This window comes from Rhizobium lentis (assembly GCF_017352135.1).
GTDB lineage: Bacteria > Pseudomonadota > Alphaproteobacteria > Rhizobiales > Rhizobiaceae > Rhizobium > Rhizobium lentis.
Genome location: NZ_CP071454.1, coordinates 2937213 through 2959963, shown reverse-complemented (window position 1 = coordinate 2959963; position 22751 = coordinate 2937213). Strand labels below are relative to the sequence as shown.

General features: G+C 61.2%; 22 protein-coding genes and 1 pseudogene. 15 read left to right on the top strand and 8 right to left on the bottom strand.

The genetic code is table 11. From position 1 onward, the window contains the following. Positions 1-344: 344 nt before the first annotated feature. The 3 genes from J0663_RS14165 to J0663_RS14155 form a co-directional block, all read right to left on the bottom strand. Positions 345-1844 (bottom strand): AMP-binding protein, encoded by a 1500-nt coding sequence (locus tag J0663_RS14165; RefSeq protein ID WP_207240960.1) that lies wholly within the window; start codon positions 1842-1844, stop codon positions 345-347. Between the two features lie 30 nt (positions 1845-1874). Then, positions 1875-2705 carry a p-hydroxycinnamoyl CoA hydratase/lyase gene (locus tag J0663_RS14160; protein ID WP_207240959.1) on the bottom strand — a complete coding sequence of 277 codons (831 nt, stop codon included), beginning with the start codon at positions 2703-2705 and terminating at the stop codon, positions 1875-1877. Positions 2706-2792: 87 nt separating this feature from the next. After that, complete coding sequence (locus tag J0663_RS14155) at positions 2793-4244, bottom strand: aldehyde dehydrogenase (protein WP_207240958.1); 1452 nt, start codon at positions 4242-4244, stop codon at positions 2793-2795. Positions 4245-4362: 118 nt separating this feature from the next. Between J0663_RS14155 and J0663_RS14150 the strand changes: the two genes are divergently transcribed. From J0663_RS14150 to J0663_RS14135, 5 genes and pseudogenes are all read left to right on the top strand, one after another. Further along, entirely contained in the window at positions 4363-4857 is a 495-nt protein-coding gene (locus J0663_RS14150) for a MarR family winged helix-turn-helix transcriptional regulator (protein WP_207240957.1), read from the top strand. A gap of 42 nt (positions 4858-4899) precedes the next feature. After that, positions 4900-5481 carry an MFS transporter gene (locus J0663_RS31265; protein WP_246590288.1) on the top strand — a complete coding sequence of 194 codons (582 nt, stop codon included), beginning with the start codon at positions 4900-4902 and terminating at the stop codon, positions 5479-5481. An 8-nt stretch (positions 5482-5489) separates the two neighbouring features. Beyond that, positions 5490-6107: an MFS transporter gene (locus J0663_RS31260; RefSeq protein WP_246590287.1), complete on the top strand. Its 618-nt coding sequence runs from the start codon at positions 5490-5492 to the stop codon at positions 6105-6107. A 15-nt stretch (positions 6108-6122) separates the two neighbouring features. Beyond that, positions 6123-7021 (top strand): annotated as a pseudogene (locus J0663_RS14140) (amidohydrolase family protein). Continuing rightward, positions 7018-8682, top strand: a complete 1665-nt coding sequence (locus tag J0663_RS14135; RefSeq protein ID WP_207240956.1) for an acyl-CoA dehydrogenase family protein — start codon at positions 7018-7020, stop codon at positions 8680-8682. Before J0663_RS14140 ends, J0663_RS14135 begins: the two are co-directional and overlap by 4 nt. Before the next feature lie 447 nt (positions 8683-9129). On the opposite strand, the gene J0663_RS14130 is transcribed toward J0663_RS14135, so the two are convergent. Continuing rightward, positions 9130-9882, bottom strand: a complete 753-nt coding sequence (locus J0663_RS14130; protein ID WP_207240955.1) for a hypothetical protein — start codon at positions 9880-9882, stop codon at positions 9130-9132. Between the two features lie 271 nt (positions 9883-10153). Between J0663_RS14130 and J0663_RS14125 the strand changes: the two genes are divergently transcribed. Next, positions 10154-10402, top strand: coding sequence for a hypothetical protein (locus J0663_RS14125; protein ID WP_246590286.1), 249 nt, complete (start codon positions 10154-10156; stop codon positions 10400-10402). Between the two features lie 84 nt (positions 10403-10486). Here J0663_RS14125 and J0663_RS14120 read toward each other — a convergent pair whose 3' ends face one another. Then, a complete protein-coding gene (locus J0663_RS14120) occupies positions 10487-11368 on the bottom strand; it encodes a LysR family transcriptional regulator (RefSeq protein WP_207240954.1) in 882 nt (293 codons plus the stop codon). 179 nt (positions 11369-11547) lie between these two features. Here J0663_RS14120 and J0663_RS14115 point away from each other — a divergent pair, with 179 nt between their 5' ends. The 8 genes from J0663_RS14115 (at position 11548) to J0663_RS14080 (ending at position 18779) form a co-directional block, all read left to right on the top strand. Further along, positions 11548-12540 (top strand): hydroxyacid dehydrogenase, encoded by a 993-nt coding sequence (locus J0663_RS14115; protein WP_207240953.1) that lies wholly within the window; start codon positions 11548-11550, stop codon positions 12538-12540. 34 nt (positions 12541-12574) lie between these two features. Then, positions 12575-13258 (top strand): RraA family protein, encoded by a 684-nt coding sequence (locus J0663_RS14110; RefSeq protein WP_207240952.1) that lies wholly within the window; start codon positions 12575-12577, stop codon positions 13256-13258. A gap of 51 nt (positions 13259-13309) precedes the next feature. Then, positions 13310-14311: a tripartite tricarboxylate transporter substrate binding protein gene (locus tag J0663_RS14105; protein WP_246590285.1), complete on the top strand. Its 1002-nt coding sequence runs from the start codon at positions 13310-13312 to the stop codon at positions 14309-14311. Then, positions 14311-14775 carry a tripartite tricarboxylate transporter TctB family protein gene (locus tag J0663_RS14100; RefSeq protein WP_207240951.1) on the top strand — a complete coding sequence of 155 codons (465 nt, stop codon included), beginning with the start codon at positions 14311-14313 and terminating at the stop codon, positions 14773-14775. Before J0663_RS14105 ends, J0663_RS14100 begins: the two co-directional genes overlap by 1 nt. Positions 14776-14786: 11 nt before the next feature. Next, positions 14787-16295, top strand: coding sequence for a tripartite tricarboxylate transporter permease (locus J0663_RS14095; protein WP_207240950.1), 1509 nt, complete (start codon positions 14787-14789; stop codon positions 16293-16295). A 70-nt stretch (positions 16296-16365) separates the two neighbouring features. Then, complete coding sequence (locus J0663_RS14090) at positions 16366-17346, top strand: D-2-hydroxyacid dehydrogenase (protein WP_207240949.1); 981 nt, start codon at positions 16366-16368, stop codon at positions 17344-17346. 327 nt (positions 17347-17673) lie between these two features. Further along, positions 17674-18003, top strand: a complete 330-nt coding sequence (locus J0663_RS14085; RefSeq protein ID WP_207240948.1) for a nuclear transport factor 2 family protein — start codon at positions 17674-17676, stop codon at positions 18001-18003. Then, on the top strand, positions 18000-18779 hold the full coding sequence (locus J0663_RS14080; RefSeq protein WP_207240947.1) for an SDR family oxidoreductase: 780 nt from the start codon (positions 18000-18002) through the stop codon (positions 18777-18779). Before J0663_RS14085 ends, J0663_RS14080 begins: the two co-directional genes overlap by 4 nt. A gap of 62 nt (positions 18780-18841) precedes the next feature. Here J0663_RS14080 and J0663_RS14075 read toward each other — a convergent pair whose 3' ends face one another. After that, complete coding sequence (locus tag J0663_RS14075; protein ID WP_207240946.1) at positions 18842-19309, bottom strand: MarR family winged helix-turn-helix transcriptional regulator; 468 nt, start codon at positions 19307-19309, stop codon at positions 18842-18844. A gap of 142 nt (positions 19310-19451) precedes the next feature. Here J0663_RS14075 and J0663_RS14070 point away from each other — a divergent pair, with 142 nt between their 5' ends. Continuing rightward, complete coding sequence (locus J0663_RS14070; RefSeq protein ID WP_207240945.1) at positions 19452-20246, top strand: alpha/beta fold hydrolase; 795 nt, start codon at positions 19452-19454, stop codon at positions 20244-20246. Positions 20247-20274: 28 nt separating this feature from the next. Here J0663_RS14070 and J0663_RS14065 read toward each other — a convergent pair whose 3' ends face one another. Together J0663_RS14065 and J0663_RS14060 are read right to left on the bottom strand one after the other, a co-directional pair. Beyond that, positions 20275-21354, bottom strand: a complete 1080-nt coding sequence (locus tag J0663_RS14065) for a helix-turn-helix domain-containing protein (RefSeq protein ID WP_207240944.1) — start codon at positions 21352-21354, stop codon at positions 20275-20277. Between the two features lie 197 nt (positions 21355-21551). Further along, entirely contained in the window at positions 21552-22751 is a 1200-nt protein-coding gene (locus J0663_RS14060) for a cytochrome P450 (protein WP_207240943.1), read from the bottom strand.

Sequence of the window (22751 nt, the reverse complement as noted above, 5' to 3'; positions counted from 1 at the left end):
GTGTGGGATAAAGGTGGCGTTGGAATAAACTTAAAACCAGGGGACGTATCAAATAATGCTGCATGTGCAATCTCTGAAAGAGAAGCATATTTCGATCAGCTGATTTCAGTCATTTTGAGCCTTTCCGGTTGCGTCACCAGCATATCCGAGCCGCCCCGATCTGTGATCGCCTTTCGTGGACGAGCAACGGGAGTTTCTCCATGGAGAGGTACATTGGAGGCTCTCACGACTAGGAAGTCTGGACGTGCCCGGCGCAATGGTGAATGAGGTCAAGGTAGGGCGAACACTAGGCGTCGTGTGCGAAGCCAAAGGAACCGCCGGATTCACAAATGCCGCCCGACGCTCTAGCGTTCCTCCAGAGCTTCCTTGCGCAATACGTGTTTCATCACTTTCCCGGAGCCGGTCCGGGGCAGACTGGTGACGAAGCGAAACTCCTTCGGCACCTTGTAGCGGGCGATCAGCGACTGGCAATGCCGTGCAAGTTCCTCAGGGTCGGGCCGCCGATCCGGGGCCATGACCACATAGGCTCGTCCGACCTCGCCCCAGCGCTCGTCTGGAATGCCGATGACCGCCACCTCACGGACACCGGGGTGTTCGGCAAGCGCTGCCTCTATCTCGACCGGGTAGACGTTCTCGCCGCCGGAAATGAACATGTCCTTGCGGCGGTCCACGATCGAGATGAAACCGTCCTGGTCGCGGCGTCCGACATCGCCGGTTCGAATCCAGCCATCCGCCGTGAAGCTGCGCTGCCGTTCTTCCGGCCGGTTCCAGTAACCGGTGACGACATTGAGCCCGAAGACCAGGATCTCCCCCGGAGACCCGTCGGGCACGTCGCGGTCGTCTTCATCCACCAGCCGTATGGCCGTCAGTGGTCCCGCAAGGCCCACCGCGCCCGCTTTGGCGCGCAGAAGCTCCTGCGACAGGGGCATGCCGAGAGTGGTTCCGGTTTCGGTCATGCCGTAGCCGTCGACCATCCGCACGCCGTGATCGAGCCACCAGCGGATATGGGCCGGCGGGTTCGGCGCGCCCCCGGTGAAGAGCGCCTTGAGCCTGCTCCACCGTTCGGGCGCGAAGTTCGACGCACGGCGAAGGGCTTCCGCCATTTGGGGCACGCAGAAATAATGGGTGACGCCGAAGTCGGGATTGCCCAGCCGCTCATTGGTCAGTTCGGGATCGAAGCCGGGCGAGACGATGAAGGTGCCGCCGCGCAGCATCGGCGGCCAGATCTGCGTGACGATGCCGATGACATGGAACATGGGGCTGTCGCAGAGGAACACGCAACCGGTGTCCACCTCGCCCAGAATATTGAAGTTCACCGCCGTCGCCAGCAAGAATTGCGAGGTCAGCATCGCACCCTTCGGCACGCCTGAGGTGCCGGAGGTATAGAGAATGATGCAGGTGTCGTGACCGGAGTGCGGCGTGCATCGCGGTCCCGGCTTCGCGACCGCGGCATCGGAGGCGAAATTGCGAAAGCTCTTCGCGCGGCAGCCGGGCGGCAGTTCCGGGATATCCTCGTCGGTATAGAGGATCGACGGCGTGCAGTCCCTCAGCAACTGCCCGAGTTCCTGCTGTGACAGGCGCCAGTTGAGCGGAACGAAGATCGCGCCGAGCCGCATCAGCGCCTGCTGCAGGATGACCTGATGCACGTTGTTGCGGGCAAGCACAGCCACCCGGTCACCCTTCACGATGCCTTCGGCGCCCAGCACGGTCACGGCGCGCTGGATATCCGTGTCAAGCTCCCGGTAGCTCCACTGCCGATTGCCGGCAAGATCGACGCAGGCCGTCGCCGCCGGCCGGAGGCGCGCGTGAAGCGCCACCGGATCGGGTGAAATGAAGTCCAGCATTTTTCCTCCTCCCTTTCTCCTCCTCGGGATTCAGCGAACCTTGCGGTCCTTGTCATAGGCCCCGAGGCCCGGCTTGTAGGATTTTTCGTCGATGAACTGCCGGATGCCCTCCTTGCGTCCCTCGTTGTCGAAGGAGTTTGCGGCCTCCTGGGCGCGGACGAGATAATCCTCCGCCTCGTCATAGGTCATCACGCCGACGCGGCGGATGGCGTCCTTGGTGGCTTTGAGCGCGACCGGGTTCTTTGCGCGCAGGATCTTCGCCACCTCGGTCACCCGATCCTTGAGCTGGGCAAGCGGCACACTTTCGTTGACGAGGCCCCACTCGGCAGCCGTCTTTCCGTCGATCGGCTCACCCAGCAGCGCATGATACATGGCCTTGCGGAAGGGCAGCAATTCCACGGCGACCTTGGTCGCTCCGCCGCCCGGCAGGATGCCCCAGTTGATTTCCGAGAGGCCGAACTTCGCTTCATCCGCCGCGAATGCGAGATCGCAGGCGAAGAGCGGACCGTAGCCGCCGCCGAAGCACCAGCCGTTGACCATGGCGATGGTCGGCTTCTGGTACCAGCGCAGCCGACGCCACCAGCCATAGCTTTCCCGCTGTGACCGGCGGACCCCCTTGAGCCCTTCGGCCTCCGTTTCCCGGAAATATTCCTTGAGATCCATGCCGGCCGTCCAGGCGGCCCCCTCCCCGGTCAGGACCAGCACGGCGACATCGGAACGGAACTCGAGTTCGTCGAGTACCTCCATCATCGCCCGGTTGAGCGTCGGGCTCATCGCATTGCGTTTGCCGGGACGGTTGAAGCGCACCCATGCGATGCCATCGATGACATCAAATGCGACAGTCTCGGTATCGTTGGCCATGTGGCCCTCCTTGGAAATGCATCAATCGGGTTGTTGCGGCGACGCGCGCCGCCGGACTTTCTTTCGGGCGGGCGCTGCCCCAGCCTGTCAGAGCGGGAAGTGGCCCGGCTGTGTCTCGACGGTGATCCAGCGCAATTCGGTGAACTCGGCGATACCCGCCTTGCCGCCGAAGCGCCCATACCCGGAGGCCTTAGTCCCGCCGAAAGGCATCTGCGCCTCGTCATGCACGGTCGGGCCATTCACATGGCAGATGCCCGAGCGGATGCGGCGCGCGACCGACAGCGCGCGGGACGTATCACGGCTGAAGACGGCGGCCGAGAGGCCGTATTCGCTGTCATTGGTCAGACGCACCGCGTCGTCCTCGTCCTTGGCGCGGAGTATGGCGACGACGGGGCCAAAGCTCTCCTCGGAATAGAGGCGCATGTCGGAGGTGACCTTGTCGACCACCTGCGCAGGCAAAAGCACGCCGTCGGCTGCACCTGCACCGGTGACGGTGGCTCCCTTGGAAACGGCGTCGGCGATCAGCGCTTCGACTTTTTCCACCGTGCGGGCATCGACCACGGCGCCCAGCGGAGCCTTGCCCTCGCGGGGATCGCCGGCCTTTAGCGCCTTGGCGCGTTCCGTGAACTTCACCACGAACTCCTCAGCCACTTCGGGCACGACGATGATGCGTTCGGTCGACATGCAGATCTGGCCCTGGTTGAAGAAGGCCCCGAAGATCGCGGCCTTTACCGCCTCGTCGACATCGGCATCCTTCAGCACGAGAAGGGGTGCCTTGCCGCCGAGTTCAAGCAGGACGGGTTTCAACTGCCGGGCGGCGCGTTCCGCGATGATGCGCCCGACATTGGTCGAGCCGGTGAAGTTGATCCGGCGGATATCGGGGTGATCGATCAAGGCGCCGACGATCTCGGCTGCGTCTTCCGGCGCATTGGTCACAAGGCTGACGACACCGGCCGGAAGACCGCCCTCCTCAAGCGCTTCGACGATCAGCGCATGGGTGCGCGGGCAGATTTCCGATGCCTTGAAGACGACGCTGTTGCCGCAGGCAAGCGGCGTAGCAACGGCGCGCACACCGAGAATAACCGGCGCGTTCCACGGCGCTATGCCGAGCACGACACCGGCCGGCTCGCGGATCGCCATGGACAGGCAGCCCGGCTTGTCGGAGGGGATCACTTCGCCGGAAACCTGCGTGGTGAGGGCCGCTGCCTCGCGCAGCATGGATGAAGCCAGCATGACGTTGAACCGTGCCCAGGCGACCGTCGCTCCGATTTCCGAGGCCATGGCGGCAACGACGGCGTCGCCCTTGGCCGCCAGCGCATCGGCCGCCTTCAAAAGGATGGCGCGGCGCGCATTGGGGCCGAGAGCCGCCCAGGCGGGGAACGCCGCCGCTGCCGCATCGGCCGCCGCAACGGCATCCGCGACGGTGGCTGCCACAGCCTCGCTCGCGACCTCACCCGTGACGGGATTGAGACGCCGGAAGGTCCGGCCGGTGGTGGCGGCGCGTTCCGCCCCAGCAATACGCATGGAAACAAAAGTCATCTGGCTCCTCCCAGAGCGACCCGGCAGCGGCTACTATCTGCCGGAGGGTTAACCGCTATCCGACATAGCGGATTGACTGCTATGTCGCATAGCATTATAGACATTGCAAGAGGACATCGTGAAGGACGACGAAATGCCACTGGAAATGCCGAAGCGAGAAGAGGACGTCGAGGCTTCGATCGGCCGGCTGGAGGATCTGGTCGGCTATCACCTGCGCCGTGCGTCGGTTTTCGACCTGCAGGGCGCCGTCTCGGCGCTGGAGCCGGCCAACACGCGGCCGGTGCCGATGAGCGTGCTTCTCAGCATCATCGAGATGCCCGGCATCAGCTCGGCCGATATCTGTCGTGCGCTCGGCATGCAGCGCGCCAATATCGTCCCGATCCTGGCCGATCTCGAGGAACGCGGGCTTTTCCTGCGTGAGGCGGATTCGTCCGACCAGCGAATCCAGCGCCTTTTCCCGACCCGCCGCGGCGAGGAGGAAGCCGCCCGATGGCTGGCGCTGATCGCCGACCATGAGCGCAACATGCTTTGCCGCCTGAGCGCGGCTGAACAGAAGGAGCTTCGCCGGCTTCTGGCGAAGATCTGGCAGGAGGATGGGCCGAAGCAGGGCTAGGCCGAAACCGCGGGGAGAGGCCCCGCTTTCTGGGAGGAAGTAATGCAAACCAATATTGACCACCGCTCCGGCGGGCGGCAAGCGCTTTCGCTTGCCTTTCTCGCGGCCGTCATCGAAGGCTTCGACCTCCAGGCCGCCGGCGTCGCCGTGCCCAAGCTCGCACCGGCTTTCGGGCTGACCCCACAACAAATCGGGTTCTTCTTTTCGGCCGCAACGTTCGGCCTGATCTTCGGGGCGCTTGCCGGCGGCCGCATTGCCGACGGATGGGGAAGGCGCACCGGTCTCGTGCTTTCGCTCGTGACCTTCGGCATCTTTTCCGTTGCAACGGCCTTCGTCTCCAGCTTCGAACAGCTCGTCGTCATGCGCTTCCTGACCGGTGTGGGTCTTGGGGGCGCCTTGCCGAACCTCGTGAACATTGCAGCGGAATCCACCGATCCGGCGCGGCGCGGGCGAGCCGTCGCGATCATGTATGCCGGCGTGCCGCTCGGCGGCGCTGTCGCAAGCGGGGTGGCCATGCTCGGCCTGCATGGCGACGACTGGCACTCGATCTTTGTCGTCGGCGGTGTCATGCCCTCATTCTCGCGCCGTTCATCCATACCCTGCTGCCGCCGCTGCGGGTGCTGAAAAACGACGTGAAAACCGTCTCGGGCGCCGTATCGCGCATCTTCGCGCCGCAGACGCTCATCACCACGACGGCGCTCTGGGTGTCGTTCTTCCTCGGGCTGCTGGTGGTCTACCTGCTCCTGAACTGGATGCCGCAACTCCTCGTCGCCCGCGGTCTTGCCCGCAACGAGGCTTCGTTCGTGCAGATCCTGTTTAATCTCGGCGGCGTGGTCGGCAGCCTCATCGGCGGACGCATGCTCGACCAGAAGAACCCGGTCATGCCGGTTGCCCTCGGCTTTGCCGCCGCAGCGGGAGCCCTCCTCATGCTCGGCCTGCTGCCGGCCAATCTCGGCCTGACGCTTGTCGCCGGGGCGCTGGTGGGCGGTGCCATTCTCTGCGTACAGGCCATTCTCTACGGCGTGGCGCCGCAATGCTACCCCTTCGAGATCCGCGGCACGGGCGTCGGCGTTGCGGTTGCGGTCGGACGGCTAGGCTCGATTGCAGGGCCCCTGCTCGCGGGCTTCCTCGTGGCCGGCGGCAGCACGCCCTCCGACGTGATGTTCGCTCTCGTGCCGATCACGCTGCTGGCCGGCCTGACGACGGTTCTGCTGCTGGTGCGCCGTGGGCGCAGCCTGCAGATGGCCTGAGGAAGAGGGCGCCGCATGCTCGACCTCTCGACGCTTCGGGCCATCGATGTTCACACCCACGCCGAGGAGCCCTGCGGCTGCCACGCCGACGACGGCTATGACGATCTGCAGGCTGCCATGGCGCGGTATTTCCGCGCGCCGTGGCAGCATCCCCCGACCATCGACGAGACGGCGGCCCATTACCGGGAGCAGAACATCGCTGCCGTGATCTTTCCCGTCGATGCCGAACGCGAGACCGGCTATCGGCGCTATGCCAACGAGGAGGTCGCGGAGGCGGCTCCCTCCATCCCGATATCCTGATCCCCTTCGCCTCGATCGATCCGGCCCGCGGCCGCATGGGCGCAAGGGAGGCGCGGCGCCTCGTCGCCGATTTCGGCATCCGGGGCTTCAAGTTTCATCCGACCATGCAGGGCTTCTATCCCAATGACCGGATGTGCTGGCCGCTCTACGAGGCGATTGCGGAGGCGGGCGTTCCGGCGCTCTTCCACACCGGCCAGACCGGCGTCGGGGCGGGCATGAGGGGCGGCAACGGAATGCGGCTGAAATATTCCAATCCGATGTATCTCGACGACGTGGCCATCGATTTCCCCGATATGCCGATCGTCATGGCCCATTCCTCTTTTCCCTGGCAGGAAGAGGCGCTCGCCGTCGCCGTGCATAAGCCCAATGTCTGGATCGAACTGTCGGGCTGGCGACCGCGTTATTTCCCACCGATCCTTGTCCAATACGCCAACACCCTGCTGAAGGAGCGAATGCTCTTCGGCTCCGACTGGCCGATGATTACACCGGAAGGCTGGCTCGAGGAGTTTGCCGGCCTTCCGATCCGGGACGCCGTCCGCCCGAAGATCCTCAAGGAAAATGCCATGCGGCTGCTCGGCCTGCCTTCTGCCGATGAGAGAAGAGAAAACCCATGATCCCCTTCGAAGCACCCGCCGAGACCATCCTCTTTTCGCTGCGGCATGTCGCCGGGGCCGGGCGAATTCCAGCCTGGGACGACGATCTCGTGCAGGAGGTTATCAGGCAGTTTTCCCGACTGGCCGAGGGTGTCGTCGCGCCCGCGGATGAGGCCGCCGATCGTGACGGTTGCCGGCTTGAGGATGGACGGGTGCATATGCCGGAAGGATTGGTCGCGGCCTATGCCGCGTTCGCCGAGCAGGGATGGCCAGGACTTTCCATTCCGGAAGAGGCCGGCGGCCAGGGCATGCCGGCTCCGGTTCTCGGGGCCGTGACGGAGATTTTCGCCGGGGCCAGCCATGCGCTGCAAATGATTGCCGGCCTCGTTCCCGGCGCGTCGCGAACGCTTGTCGATTATGGCACACCCGATCAGCAGGAGCGCTGGCTGCCGCGTCTCGCCTCGGGCGAGTGGCTGGCCACCATGGCGCTGACGGAACCCGGCGCCGGTTCCGACCTCTCGGGCATCCGGACTCGTGGCGAACACGGACCAGATGGCTGGCGCGTCTCGGGCGAGAAGATCTTTATTTCCGGCGGCGATCAGGATCTGACACCGCGTATCCTTCATCTCGTGCTCGCCCGCACGCAAGGTGCCGCGGGCAGCACACGCGGGCTTAGCCTGTTTCTCGTTCCCTCCCATGACGATGCCGGCGCAAGGCTGCCGGTGACGGTGACGCGGATCGAGGAGAAGATGGGCCTGCATGGCTCGCCGACCTGCCAGATGCTGTTCGATGACGCACCGGCCGAGCTTGTCGGCAATGAGGATGAAGGGCTGAAGGCCATGTTCACGATGATGAACCACGCACGCCTCGACGTTGCCCTGCAGGGGGTTGCCCATGCCACCCGCGCGGCGCGGATCGCAACCGAATATGCCCGGGGCCGGCGGCAGGGGAAAATCGCTGGCGAGGCCGGTCCGGTGACGCTCGCGAGCCACCCGGATGTGCGGCGGATGCTCGATGAGGCCGAAGCCATCGCCATTGCCGGACGCGCGCTTTGCCATGTCGCCCTGGTCGAGCTGGAGTTGCAGGAGGCGCCCGAACTCGTCGATTTCCTCACGCCCGTCTGCAAGTTCGCCTGCACCGAAGGCGGCGTCGCCGCCGCCAATCTCGCAATCCAGGTGCTAGGCGGATACGGCTATCTGCGGGAATACCGGGTCGAGCAGATCCTGCGCGATGCCCGCATCGCGGCGATCTACGAGGGCACGAGCGGTATCCATGCGCTTACGCTGGCGACGCGACTACTGCGCCACAACGGAGGGAGCGCCGCAGATGCCTTTGCGCGGTTTGTCCACTCTTCCGGTGCGGATTTCGAGCTTTCCGTATGGCAGGAAGCGCGCGGGCACATGCTCGCCGCCACGGATCCCGCGCCGGCGGCCGATGCCTTCATGCGGCTGACGGTGGAGACGGCATACGCGGCTATCTGGCGTCGCCTGTCTGCCGTCGCCGATCATGCCCCGGCCCCTGCCCGGCTCCGCGCGCTTGCGGCACGCCAGGCAATGTTCGGTCCGTCATCTCTGCGGCACAAGGCTGAAATCGTCTCAATAATCTTGAGGATGGACGAGCCGTCCCCGGGAGCCGCCCATCTGCACGAGCCTGCCCATATGAAAGAAAAAGAGTGGAGCTGAGCCGTTGGCTGACGCGCCTGGGGCTGCTTTCGCCTGGCTGTCGCTCGTTGCCTGTCGGGGGTGTTCTCTGGGGCAATCAACACACATGAACGTCAAACCGTTCGCAGAGTTCATTGCGGAGCGCACCTACCTCTTGGTCGACGAGTAAGGCAGTCTAGAATAATCGGGGACGTAGTACACAGAAGCGGCTGAGTTGAGGTATCCACTGCTGGATTTTGGTTGCATCGCCTTGAAGGGATCTTAACCGCCGACCCCGCCATTACACGATCTTGCAGTTGAAAGGATACGAACCCACGACCCTGTTATTACGATTTTCCTTGGTGGCCTGCCTGAAATGACTGATTGGGGGCCGTCGGCCGACCATCCGTTGCTAGAGCCTTTCCTGGTCAGATTGAAGCATTCTGCCGGAGCAGAAACGTAGGTTGTTCAGGACCTCTTGAATTCCCATTAAGGTTTCTCCTTCGATATGATTGACTTGAGCACTGAGAAAAGAAGCGGCGCATCGTGCTCAGGTAACAACTGCTCTCTTCCCTCGAATAACTCTAGGTTAAACTTAGCAACGCTGTACCGGCAGTAGGCAGTTTCAAATTTAGCAAAGAATAGAATATCCGAATAACAATATAGAAACGCGGGCTCTATTCTGTCTTTCTCGTGCAGCCGGTAAAGATAATCTAAAGAGCCGGGGCTCCCAGCAGATTGGGTCCCCTGCTCCGGCTGAGATGGGCGGTCGTCCTTGGCATTTTGGGCAATCATAAGGAGGATGCGCCGAAGCCCTTCGTCGTCGCGGAAATCGAGAATCGGTTGGTTTAGGGCCTTCTGCGCCAATATGATTGCTACACGGCTACCGGGGCAGAACCTGCTTTGAAAATCACCGGTATACTCTATCGACACCACGCAATACAAATATCCACGATGCAGCGGATGGCGCGTGATGTAGGCGTATAGAGCTTTGTCCGCCGCTTCGGTCGAAGCAGTATCCGATGGCGCTGCGCGGGGTGCCGACGCGAAGGCCAATGAGGCCAGCAATGTCACGGCCGCGAACGCCACACGAATTTTAGGCGATTCTTGGAATGCCCCTGTTGCCTTTAGCGGCAGCCATCGGTTGAGCAACCCTGGAAGAATCCCAACTACCGCCACCCCATACCCCACACGTGCGACGATCAGCGTATTTTTGTAATCCGATAGTTGTATATCTTGCAAGAACGATCTTATGTTGTCCTGAACGAGGTTCAAGCTGAGTGGTCAGCCAACTTGCTAGTCACATGGCCGCCTCCAAAACTTGGCGATGATGTTCCATCCAGGAGCGCTTTTGGTGTGACTGATGTGATGGACGGCCTCCGCTCCCTGTGAAGCTTCGTAAATGTGGACAATCACTGATCTTCTACCGTGGGCATCTGCGCTGCCTCCCGCTCTCTGGGAATTGCGGAACGTGTGGAGACGGCATGGCTGGATGTTGGGAGCCTGTGCCGGCTTGATCGCCTTCGGCGGCATATTCGTCTGGGCACATGTTGTCCAGCAGTCAGTCCGCAATATGATGAGAATGAGCTATGACGCGCTAGGTGTGGTGCAGGCGCTCGGTTTGCTGGTTGGACCACCTGCCGCCGCCATTGTTATCAGCAGGAGGTCAAGCCTGGCCGCTGGAATTTTGGTCGGGGTAGCCGTTGGATTCTGCGTCTACGTCGTCACTGCCACCATTGGAATTGGGATCTACGGCGAGTAGGTAGTTCTATTCGGCTGGGCTTTGATAGACTTCGGCCATGCTGGACGCCGCCAATCAAGCGCTGGATGAAGGATTCTCATTCATTCAACGCGCTATACCGTAGGGTGCGCTGAGCCTGCTCAGGTGTTGATGCAGACGATCTATGATGGCAATGCGCGTGCCGGCCCGCCTTTCCAGGAGCCCGATCGGCCGCAAAACCTGCGGTTCGCCAAACGGCACTGAGACGATCGGAACAGCGACGTCTCTCAACGCGATCCAGGGAACCACGGACACGCCGAGACCGTGAATGACGCAAGAAACCACTGAAGCGATCGTGTCTATCTCGGCTATCAAGTTTGGCACGATGCCAGTTTTTGCCAGCTCGGTCTCGATGATCTGAGCCAATCTGAACTTACTGTTGAACCTGACGTATGGCATCGATGACAGCATCTCAAGACCGGACATTTTGGGAGTGCCAGCGGGACCGATGACCAGGAGAGGCTCGTTGATAAACGGGTGCCACCTCAATGCTGAAGGAATTCCGGAGTATTCGGCGACCATCGCGCAATCCAGGCGGCCGGACATCACATCGTTCAGCAATTCGTCCGTATTGGCGACGTGAAGCTTGATCCTGAGGTCGGGATAGTCGGCCTTGAGGGCGACGATCGCCGAAGGCAGGAGCGAAAGCGCGCTCGAGCGAACCGAACCGATCGTGAAGGTCCCGCTCACGGCTCTGCCGGAGATAGCGTCGATAATATTGTCTGCATCACGGACCAGCGTTCGCGCTGCTTCCAGCATCTGCAGACCGTGGGCGTTGAGTGTGATCGGTCTGGTAGAGCGATCGAACAGTTCTCCCCTGACTTCCGATTCCAGCGCTTGTACTTGCTGACTGACTGCGGATGGGGTCAAGCCGACGGCCTCTGCAGCTTTCGCAAAAGTTCCATGTTCGGCTATTGCGATGAAGGTTTTGAGCTGCCGCGTGTCCACAACTACCCCCGCGAATTAAGTTATTCTGTTCATATAGAGCAGAATTATTCGCTTTATACAAGGAAACCTTATGTTAAGTTCTCCTCATGGAGACGCCAGGAGGAACTTTGGCGTATGGGAGGACCACAACGGTGCTAAAAGCAGCGCCGCGTCCTCGCGCATTCCACTTCGAGGTACGCATGGGAAGCCGAAACATCCTGGTCACTGGACCAGCCATCCACGAACAAGCCGTAAGACTGATTGCCGACAAAGGCTACCAGGTGTCTTACGTCCCCCCTTACACGAGCGAAGACGATCTGGTCCGCATTGTGACGGAACTTGATCCCGTTGGCGTCGTAGTTCGCATGGGCCGTTTCGGTGAGGCGGCGATCGAGGCCGCGCCTTCGCTGCGCGTCCTGTCGAAGCACGGGGTCGGCGTCGACAATATCGATGTGGACGCCGCGTCCCGCCGCGAGATACCCGTTATCGTCGCCGCTGGTGCGAATGCCCTTTCGGTCGCTGAACATGCGATTGCACTCCTCTTTGCCGTGGTGAAGCGGATAGTTCCGCTCGACAGTGGCCTGCGAGCCGGACGCTGGGAAAAGCCGGGCTTCTCTGGAAAGGAACTCGCTAGCATGACCGTCGGCCTCGTCGGTTTCGGAGCGATCGCCCGGCATACCGCCGCCTTCGCCAGGGGGTTCGGCTTGGAGGTGCAGGCGTTCGATCCCTTCGCCGACGAAGCGGCGTTTGCCGAGGCAGGCGTTCAACGCGTGGACGATGTCGATGACCTGATCGCATCGTCGGACATCTTGAGCCTGCACTGCCCTCTGACACCCGACACGCGCAACCTGCTGGATGACCGCCGTCTTGGCATGATGAAGCCGGGCTCGTTTGTCATCAACACCGCCCGGGGCGGCCTGATCGACGAGGACGCCCTCCTTCGCGCTGTCGAGAGCGGACAGATCGCCGGGGCCGGGCTGGACACGTTCCAGACGGAGCCGCCTGCAGAAAACCACCCCTTCTGGCAGAACCAGCGCATCGTCGTGACGCCTCACATAGGTGGCGTGACGCAGGAGGCGAATGTTCGTGTCGGCGTGGACGCGGTGGAAGGCATCTTCGCCATAGTGGAAGGACGTCCCCTTGGTCGCGAGAGGATCGTGAACCACCGGGCGCTGGCCAAGTCGCCCGCCTGACGCCTCGCCAATCCAACAGCATGAGGAGACAACATTGACCATAGGATTCAGGGTTCGAAACAGGGACAGGGTGATCGATCAGGAATGGATCGACAAGTTCAGGGAATTACCGGTTGCAAACATAAGCGACAGCATGCACCGCTTGTATGCCGGGGGCGCTCAACTTCGTCCCATGCATCGCGAGGGTAAACTCGTGGGCCGTGCGCTGACAGTGAAGGCCCCCCCTGGCGATAACCTCATGCTGCACAAAGCGATGGATATGGCCGTTGATGGCGACGTGATCGTGATGGATGCCGGCGGCGACGTTACGCACGCGTTGATGGGCGAAATGATGCTTGATTACGCTCATCGCCGTGGCGTTGTCGGTTTCGTTCTCAACGGTGCGATCCGCGATGCGGACGCGTTTCTCGAGATGAACATCCCATCCTATGCAATCGGCGTCACCCACCGTGGCCCCTATAAGAACGGACCGGGCGAGATCAACACGCCCATCGCCATTGGAGGAATGGTGATCATGCCTGGCGACCTGATCGTCGGCGACGCGGACGGCGTTGTCGTTGTCCCGATCGACGATGCCGCCGAAGTCTATGACAGGACGGTTGCCAAGCACGTGGCCGAGCAGAAGCAGATCGAGGCGATCAAGGCCGGTACGCACAACCCGACCTGGTTTAACGACGCACTGGCAAAAGGCGGCTGCGAGCTGCCATCCACCAATTGACATCCATGGTCGCTCTTCGGGAGGGGAGAGCCGACTTCAATCGCCGCGCCGGTGCAACGCACAGACATTAGATCCAGCTATCCATGGGAGGATGAAATGAATCAGTTAATCCGCAATACCGCATTGGCCACGACGCTTTTTCTTGCGGCAGGTGCTGCCCATGCAGAATGGCCCGCCGACCGTCCAATCGAGTTTATCGTCGCATTCGCTCCTGGCGGCGGTACGGATGTGATGAACCGGACGCTTGCTCCCTTCATCGAGAAGGAGTTGGGCGCGAAGATCACAGTTTTGAACCGACCGGGTGCGTCCGGTGAGATCGCCTACACTGCGATGACCCAGGCTCGCCCCGATGGTTACACCGTATCGTCGTTGAACACTCCGGGCTATCTGACGATGCAGATGGACCGCAAGGTTCGGTTCGATCCAAAGAAGCTATGCCTCGTAGCGCGTATCGTTGAAGACCCCGGCTCCTTCATCGTTCAAGCCAATTCGAAGTTCAACACGCTCAAGGACCTCGTCGCCTATGCGAAGGAGAACCCAGGGGCCGTGACTGTCGGCACGACCGGCCTCGGAACCGATGAGCATCTTGCCATGCTCCAATTGGAGAAGTCTGCAGGCATCGACCTGACTGCGGTCACCTTCAACGGGGCGAACGAGGCTCGTACCGCGCTTCTCGGCGGACACGTCGATACGATCGGCATCAACGTCGGCGAGTTCGTGGGCAGCGACCATTCCGCGTTCAAGAACCTCGGTCAGTTCGCGGAGGAGCGCGCCTCCATCGCGCCCGACCTTCCTACCGCCAAGGAGCAGGGCTTCGAAGTCCTGATGAGTTCTGAACGGGGCATCGCAATGAGCTGCGAGGTTCCCGAGGAAATTCGGACCAAGTTCTCGAGTGCGGTCAAAAAAGCTCTCGACAATCCTGAATTCCAGGCAAAGGCGAAGCAGATGTCGCTTGCCCTTTCTTACCGCTCATCCGAGGAGTGGAACAAGGAGCTTCCGGTACGTGGCGAGCGCCTGGGTGCGATCTGGAAACTGGCCAAGGAACAGAAGTAATGGCCGGCCCGAGCAAACTAGGCAGAAAAGGGGATCGTCCTGATCTGCTGACTGCCGCGTTGTTCGTGGGGTTCGGCGCGCTCGGCTTGTGGGCCGGGCGTGACCTGACCCTCGGCACCGCATCCGCCATGGGTCCGGGTTATCTGCCCCGGATTGTATGCTGGCTCCTGATCATCATCGGGGTGGTCATCGGCGGATTCGGAGCGATCCACGCGCGTGAAGATATCTCCAAGCCAAAGCTGTGGCCGCTGGTGATCATTCTCGCAGCCGTCGTCGGGTTCGCGTTCATCGCCGAGTTCTTTGGGTTCGTTGCGGCTTCCGTCTGGCTGCTTCTCGTGGGCAGTATCGCAGACCGCGAGTCCCGACTTCGGGAAGTCATTCTGCTCACCGCCGGGCTTACGGCGTTCGGCGCTCTGGTCTTCATCGTCGGCCTTGGCGTGCAGATGCCGATCTGGCCGTTCTGAGGAGGAAACACATGAACTTCGTTGACCTTCTCATGCTCGGCTTCAGCGAGGCTTTGACGCCTACGAACCTCGGCTTCTGTCTTCTCGGCGCTCTGCTCGGCACCCTGATCGGGGTCCTTCCCGGTATCGGGCCGACGGCGACGATCGCGGTCCTGCTGCCGATCACTTTCTACCTGCCGCCGCTCGCGGGCCTGATCATGCTGGCGGGCATCTACTACGGCGCTCAGTACGGCGGATCAACCACGGCGATCCTCGTCAATCTTCCAGGCGAGGCGTCGTCGGTCGTCACTGCCGTGGACGGCTATAAGATGGCCCAAAAAGGAAGAGCCGGATCGGCACTTGCCGTCGCGGCACTCGGTTCCTTCTTCGCGGGAACCGTCGCCACTTTCGGCATCGCGATCGCCGGACCAACGCTCTCATCCTTCGCCCTCTCTTTCGGCCCGGCGGAATACGTGTCGCTGATGCTGTTCGGGCTCCTCGCCGCAACAATCCTCGCGCGCGGGCCAGTCCTGAAGGCGATCGGCATGATCCTTCTCGGCTTGCTGCTTGGCATGGTCGGGATCGACGCCAGCTCCGGCGAAGAGCGCCTTACCTTCGGCGCTGTCGAACTTTTCGACGGCATCGACTTCGTGGTCATTGCCATCGGGCTGTTCGGCTTCGCGGAGATCATCGAGAACCTTGAAAATGTCGAAGCCCGCGGCGTCCTGGTCAGCAAGCTCAGCCGACTGTGGCCGACGCGAGAAGACTTCCGGCGCGCATGGCCGGCCGTGCTGAGGGGATCCGGCGTCGGCACGCTCCTTGGCGTGCTTCCGGGCGGTGGAGCAACGCTGGCCTCCTTCTGCGCCTACTCGGTCGAGAAAAAGGTGTCCAAGCGTCCCCTGGAGTTTGGCGAAGGTGCAGTTGAGGGTGTTGCCGGACCGGAAGCTGCCAACAATGCGGGCGCGCAGTCTTCATTTATCCCGCTTCTGACCTTGGGCATCCCATCGAACAACATGATGGCGATGATGTTGAGCGCCTTCATCATCCACGGCATTACCCCAGGGCCTACGGTGCTGGCAACCCAGCCGGAAATCTTCTGGGGTCTCGTTGCCAGCATGTGGATCGGCAACCTGATGCTCGTCGTGATCAACCTGCCCCTTATCGGGATCTGGGTGAAACTCCTGACCGTCCCCTACCGACTGCTGTACCCGGCAATCCTTCTCTTCTGCTGTGTCGGGGTCTACAGCATCAACAACCGCATTTTCGACGTGGCCCTGGCGGCCGGATTCGGACTGCTCGGTTATGCCTTCCGCAAGGCAAAGTGCGAGCCGGGTCCTCTGCTTCTGGGGTTCGTCCTGGGACCATTGTTGGAAACCAACATTCGCAGGGCTCTGACGATCTCCCACGGAAACCCCAGCGTCTTCGTGGAGCGGCCGATCAGCCTCGTCCTCCTGATAGCGACAGCCGGAGTACTTCTCCTGATGATCCTGCCGTCATTCCGCAGAACCCGCGAACAAGCCTTCCAGGAAGAAGAAGCCTGAAGCCGGTCTACGCTGAGCGACCGCTTGAACGCAGCCGCTGTTCTCTCCTCGAAACTCGGTGTGCTCCCCAATGTCTGATGCTACCAGCAATTCTCTTCGCATCGTTCTACTCGATCGCAAGACCTTGCCCGACGACATTCACGTCCGCGCGTTCTCCTTCGCGCACGAACTCATACAGTTCGACCAGACGGCTCCAGAGGAGGTGCCCGAACGCATCAAGGATGCCGACATTGTCATCACGAACAAGGCTCCCGTGCGAGGTCCGGCGATCGCATCCGCCCCCAGGCTCAAGCTGGTCGCGGTAGCAGCCACGGGAACCGACGTCGTCGACGTCGCCGCATGCGCGCAGCGTGGAGTAACGGTCTCGAACATCCGCAACTACGCGGTCAATACGGTTCCCGAGCACACCTTCGCTCTGATCCTCGCGCTTCGCCGGAGCCTTCTGGCCTATCGCAACTCGGTACGGGCTGGTCGCTGGCAGGAAGCAAACCAGTTCTGCTACTTCGACTACCCGATCAACGATCTCGCCGGCTCGACGCTGGGCATCATCGGCGACGGTGCCCTCGGGCGCTCGGTGGGCGACCTTGGCCGTGCTTTTGGGATGAAGGTTCTTTTTTCCGACTACAAGGGCACAAAGGGAATGGGACCGCTCTATACGCCTTTCGAGAAGGTACTCGAGGTCAGCGACATCATCACCTTGCACTCCCCCTTGATGCCTTCGACCCGCAACATGATCTCAACCGCAGAGTTCGCACAGATGGCCAAGCGGCCGCTCTTGATCAATACCGCGCGCGGCGGTCTGGTCGACGAGACCGCGCTGGAGCACGCATTGAGAAGTGGCCAGATCAGCGGCGCGGGCTTCGACGTCGTCACCACCGAGCCTCCTGCAGACGATCATCCGCTGATGCGTCTGCTCGATCTGCCGAACTTCATCCTGACGCCGCATGTGGCGTGGGCGAGCCGCGAGGCGGTCCAGTCGCTCATGGATCAGCTGATCGACAACGTCGAGGCGTTCGAGCGCGGCGCACCGACGAACATCGTTGCCGCTTGATCATGGTGGCCGTACCGGACACCAGAGGTTTTTGTCCGAACTGTTTCGCGCGGCTGTCGCTGCTGCCGATCCTTACGAAGCGATCAAGGCAATCTTCCGCAGCAGCCGAAAGGGCGCACACGGCTTAAGTCCGCTGTCGGCCCAGCGCCTATTCGTCGGTGTAGGTAGCGGGAAGTCGAGGGTGTCGCGTCATTGTCCCTCTTTTCGCAATTCCTCATCCTGCTTTGTCCCAGTTATCACGTCAATGAGGTCGTCTTAGATTGTCCCGGTCGGCTTCTGAAGGTCGCGACCTACAGCTGGTCAAGCTGGAATATACTGGAGGACCAAATGACTATTAGATTGCCCAGGGCCATCGAAGCATATTTCGACGCCGACCGCAGCGGGGAGCCGAATGCTGTTGCCGCCGCTTTCACCGAGAACGGCATTGTGAAGGATAAGGGCGAAATCCACACAGGCCGCGAGGCCATTCGCGAATGGATGGTCGAGGCAGGCCAGCTCTATACCTACACAATGGAGCCTTTCCTCATCAGTACAGAGAACGGCAAAACCCAAGTAACCGCCCATGTCGTCGGCACATTCCCAGGTAGCCCTATCGACCTGAGGTTCTTCTTCGTGCTCGCAGGCGACAAGGTCGCTGAACTGGAGATCACCGTATGACCCCGTTTCTCACATTGGAAGGTCGTCGGACCCTTATCACCGGCGGCACCTCGGGTGCCGGCGCTGCAACCGTGGCGCTGTTCAAGCAGCTTGGCGCTCGCGTGCTCACGACCGCACGCACCAAGCCGGCGGACTTCTCAGGCGCGGCGTTCGTTGAAGCCGACCTGACCACCACCGCGGGGGTTCAAGCGGTCGTCGATGCTGTGCATGCGGAGCTCGGCGGTCTCGATATCCTCGTGAACGTGCTGGGTGGCTCGTCGGCCCCTTCAGGTGGCTTTGCCGCGCTCACCGACGAGGAATGGGACAAGGAGTTCAACCTCAACTTCTTTCCGGCGGTCAGGCTGGATCGTGCTCTCATCCCCGGCATGATCGCTCAGGGAAGCGGCGTCGTCATCCATGTGACCTCGATCCAGAGAAACCTTCCGCTACCGCAGGCGACGACCGGCTATGCTTCGGCCAAGGGCGCCCTCAACACCTACAGCAAGAGCCTCTCCAAGGAGGTGTCGCCGAAGGGCGTGCGGGTGGTGCGGGTTTCCCCCGGCTGGATCGCCGATCCAGGATCGAATGGTCTGGCCCTGCGCATAGCCGAGGAAGCCGGCATCGACTACGACGCGGCGGTGCAAGTGATCATGAACTCGCTCGGCGGCATACCGCTCGGACGACCGGCCAAGCCGGAAGAGGTAGCCGACCTGATCGCCTTTCTTGCCTCTGACCGGGCGACGTCCATCACGGGAACCGAGCATGTGATCGACGGCGGGACTGTTCCGACCGCTTGAACAGACGCGGCTGTTCGGCCGTTATGGGCTCCGTTGAACAGGCATACCACCACCAATGCAGGTCAGGCGGGTGCATCCCACCCGCCGATCTGGGAATAGATCGCGTCACGAAGATGTCGCACGTCGTGGTTCAAGGCAGCGAGTTCTGCCGGTGTTTGGGTCGAAGCTGCAAGCAAGGTATCGCTTAGGCAGCCTGCCCTGTGCTGCAAGGCGCGACCTTGATCCGTCAGCGCCACCAAGACCTGCCTTTCGTTGCTGAGATTGCGTGTCCGCCGCACGAGCCCAGCGGCTTCCAGGCGCTTCAAAAGAGGCGTCAGCGTGCTGGAGTCCAGAGCAAGCTGGTCGGCGATGGATACCACGGTCCGCTCGTCCTGTGCCCAGAGAACGTTCAGGACGAGATACTGCGGATAGGTTAAGCCAAGCTCATCGAGCAAGGGCTTGTAGGCGCGCTGGATCGCGATGCCGGCGGTGTAAATCGCATAGCACAGCTGGTCGCGCAGTGGCGGGGGATCGTTACGGCGTTGGGTCATTTTGAACTCCTGTCGACATCCTTATAACCTCAATTATCACGAAAACCAATATCGCGATAAGAATCAACTTGACGCACATCACGAGATATGAAAGCTTAATGTTATCGCGATAATAGTTATCGCAACATAAGAGGAGAAAACCATGCCCCGCAAGACCATCACCACCATTGCCGCGATCGCAACTGCAGCCTCCCTTTCGGTCGCCTTGCCGGCAGTGGCCGCTGACGCGCTACCGCAAGATCAATCCGTCAAAAACGTCGTGCTGGTTCACGGCGCATTTGCGGACGGTTCCGGGTGGAAGGGTGTTTACGACAATCTGACGAAACGCGGTTATCGCGTCACCATCGTGCAAAATCCTCTGACATCGCTGGCTGACGATGTCGCTGCCACCCGGCGTGCACTTGAGCGGCAAGATGGCCCGGTCATTCTCGTTGGACATTCCTGGGGCGGCACCGTCATCACGGAAGCCGGGGTCGATGAAAAGGTCAAAGGCCTCATCTATGTCTCTGCTCTCTCGCCCGATGCCGGGGAGACGACGGCTCAGCAGTACGAGGGTTTTGCGCCCGCTTCCGAGTTCGTCATCGAAACCACGAAGGATGGTTTCGGCTACGTCAGCCCTGCCAAGTTCAAGTCGGGATTCGCCCATGACGTCAGCGACGCCGATGTCGCGTTCATGAGGGATGCGCAGGTTCCGATCAACATGGCGGCGTTCGGCACCAAACTTCAGAACGCAGCATGGCGCACCAAGCCCAGCTGGGCCGTTATCGCGACAGAGGACAAAGCATTCGATCAGGCCATGCTGATCCATATGGCAGAGCGCATCAATGCCAAGATCACCAAGGTGTCGGCGAGCCATGCCCTGTTCATGACGCAGCCGGCGGTCATCGCAGATACAATCGACCAGGCTGCAAAGTCTGTCTCGGGCAAAACGAAATGAACCATTCCAGCCTCGGCAGGATGGTCAATCATTCCTGCCGAGGCGTTGGATCCAATTGGCGTTCCAGGCTTTTGATGCGTACCAGGTTCGATGCGGCATCAGCTATTGTCGTCATCGCCTCGCGCTCCGCCTCGCTCAAGGTTCGCGGCATCACGTCGATGACACAGATGGAGCCGAGGACGAAGCCGAGCGGATCGCGAACCGGGGCGCCGGCATAGAAACGAAAGCCGAAGGGCTCGGATAGTGTCGGGTTCTGCGCGAGGCTTTCGCGCTTCGAAAGGTCCTCGAGCACAGTGAACTCATTGGCAATCAGCGTCTCGTTGCAGAACGCCCAATCCCGCGGCGTCGATACACCTTCAAAACCCACGCGGGACTTGAACCACTGCTCATTCTCTGTAATCAGCGTGAACATGGCAATGGGAGCGTTGGTCGCGTGCGCGGCAAGCCGAACCAGACGATCGAAGCCAAGTTCCGGCTCGCTACCGACCAGGCCCGACCGGTCTACTGCCGCCAGTCTCGCCTCCTCACTCCAGGGAATAGGAAAGGCAAGCGGTCGAGTTGGGCTATGGCCGGTTGCACGCAAGAATTCGACAAGCGATGCCGCCTCTGCCTGAACATTATCGGCCATCTTCATCCGGATGCGGTTGCCGCCCAGTGAAACTGGTTGAGCCGCGTTTCTCCTGGCCGCGCTGACGATGGTCGTGCTGGCAAATCGAGCATCCCTTTCAAGGGTCGCCAGCAACCTGCCACGCTCATCATGATCAGTGCTTTCAATGATGATAAGCATGGGCGGGATAGTCGTCAGCCAGCCCCTGATCGTTTCCAGATCTTCGGCCACATCAACAAGCAAACCCAATGCCGGAAGGCCGACTTCACGCCATTGATTTTCGCGGCCCTCGCCGGCGAAGATAATTGCGTGGGCCCGGACCACCGGCCTCTCAGGGATGGGATTTTGGATCAGCTCCAGTACCGCCTCGCGCGGAATCCGCCGGTGTCCGCCGGGCGTTTTCCAGGACGGCAGCTGGCCACTCTCAACCCATATCTGCGCGGTCCTGGTTGACACTCCCAGCAATTCCGCAGCCTTTGCCGTGGTCAAAACATCTTTCACATCACCGTCCACTTCTGCAGACGGTGATATAGAAAAAAATGATAAATTTGCAAGAAACAGCATAATTCGAGGCGTTTGGCCACAAGATGGATCGTTAGTTTAGTTAGGTGCTCCCGATCCCGCGATGCCGGCACCCGCCTCGTAATCCGAGCCGTGATGCGCGGCGGGAGGATTTACCCGGCCGTCGCCATCCTTGTTCACCAGGTGACCCAGCATTCCGTCGCCCGGCGGACAAAGACATGGCCCATGAAGATCGGCTGCGTCTTCATCGTCAGGTTCGGTAGTCGCTTGGCCAATATATTCAGCCCTTCCTCAAGCTCGGCCCGTCCCAACGCTTCGGCAACGCATTTGTGCGCACCGCCACCGAATGCGAGATGCGAAAGCACGAGGTCCGATCGAAAGATATCGAAGCTGTCCGGCCGTTCGAACACGCGCTCATCGCGCAAGGCCGACATGGATGAAAGGATCACCATCTGCCCGGCGGGCAAGGTCCAGCCATCGACGTCGATATCATCGGTCGAGATCCTGACGACGCCCGCAATGCCCGGCTCGAAGCGAAGCGACTCGGAAACCGCGGGCGATGCGAGAGCCGGATCCTCACAAACTGCCTCCCACTGCGCACGATTGGAAAGAAGATTCGCTGTCTGCGCCACCAGGGCGGCCCGCATGGACTCGGTGCCGCCGATGATGAGCTGGACAAGCTGGATAATCACTTCCACGCCCGAAATCCGTTGATCGGCATCTGCCACAGCGAGATAGTGTGAGAGGAAGTCGGTGGCTTGGCCTGCCCGTTTGCGGGCCAGTACAGTCGTTAGATAATCCTGAACTCGTTGGGCAGCGAGCTCAGCTTCGGCCATGGCCGCGGCTGTGGCGTTCGGCCGGAAAAACTCATTCATCTGATCCACATCCCGCATGAATACGGGGACGTCGCGATCGGGAACCCCGAGCATGCCAGCCAGCGCCAGGATCGGCAGCTTGGCGGCATATCCGCTCCCCAGTTCAACTGCGCCATCTCGATGGAAACCATCTATGAGCACTTCAGCTGCATCGCGAACATAGGAGCGAAAATCATCGATGACCTGGCTTGCGAGCGCCCTCGACATGGCGAAACGTCGACGCTCGTGATCATGGCCGTTCGCCGTAAGCATTCCATGCTGGAAGATGTCGAACAGCGCTCCCTGGGTAATTCCACCATGGGCCGGTATCGCAGTCTCGGTTGCACGCAGTCTCTTGTCCCGGGACAGGCGACTGACATCAGCATGCCGCAAGACGACAGTGCCCCCCGTTTCGAGGGTTGCGATCGGGTGAATGGCACGGCAGCGCTTGAAGGCCTCGTGCGCATCTCTTTCAATCTCTGCCGATGAGATCGTCGGCACGATGCGAGTCAACTTTTCCAC

Coding starts and splice junctions, on each gene's coding strand:
- J0663_RS14165 (WP_207240960.1), bottom strand. CDS start 1,844: ATGCTGGACTTCATTTCACCCGATCCGGTGGCGCTTCACGCGCGCCTC.
- J0663_RS14115 (WP_207240953.1), top strand. CDS start 11,548: ATGGGAAGCCGAAACATCCTGGTCACTGGACCAGCCATCCACGAACAA.
- J0663_RS14155 (WP_207240958.1), bottom strand. CDS start 4,244: ATGACTTTTGTTTCCATGCGTATTGCTGGGGCGGAACGCGCCGCCACC.
- J0663_RS14160 (WP_207240959.1), bottom strand. CDS start 2,705: ATGGCCAACGATACCGAGACTGTCGCATTTGATGTCATCGATGGCATC.
- J0663_RS14075 (WP_207240946.1), bottom strand. CDS start 19,309: ATGACCCAACGCCGTAACGATCCCCCGCCACTGCGCGACCAGCTGTGC.
- J0663_RS14100 (WP_207240951.1), top strand. CDS start 14,311: ATGGCCGGCCCGAGCAAACTAGGCAGAAAAGGGGATCGTCCTGATCTG.
- J0663_RS14085 (WP_207240948.1), top strand. CDS start 17,674: ATGACTATTAGATTGCCCAGGGCCATCGAAGCATATTTCGACGCCGAC.
- J0663_RS14090 (WP_207240949.1), top strand. CDS start 16,366: ATGTCTGATGCTACCAGCAATTCTCTTCGCATCGTTCTACTCGATCGC.
- J0663_RS31265 (WP_246590288.1), top strand. CDS start 4,900: ATGCAAACCAATATTGACCACCGCTCCGGCGGGCGGCAAGCGCTTTCG.
- J0663_RS14135 (WP_207240956.1), top strand. CDS start 7,018: ATGATCCCCTTCGAAGCACCCGCCGAGACCATCCTCTTTTCGCTGCGG.
- J0663_RS14095 (WP_207240950.1), top strand. CDS start 14,787: ATGAACTTCGTTGACCTTCTCATGCTCGGCTTCAGCGAGGCTTTGACG.
- J0663_RS14070 (WP_207240945.1), top strand. CDS start 19,452: ATGCCCCGCAAGACCATCACCACCATTGCCGCGATCGCAACTGCAGCC.
- J0663_RS14080 (WP_207240947.1), top strand. CDS start 18,000: ATGACCCCGTTTCTCACATTGGAAGGTCGTCGGACCCTTATCACCGGC.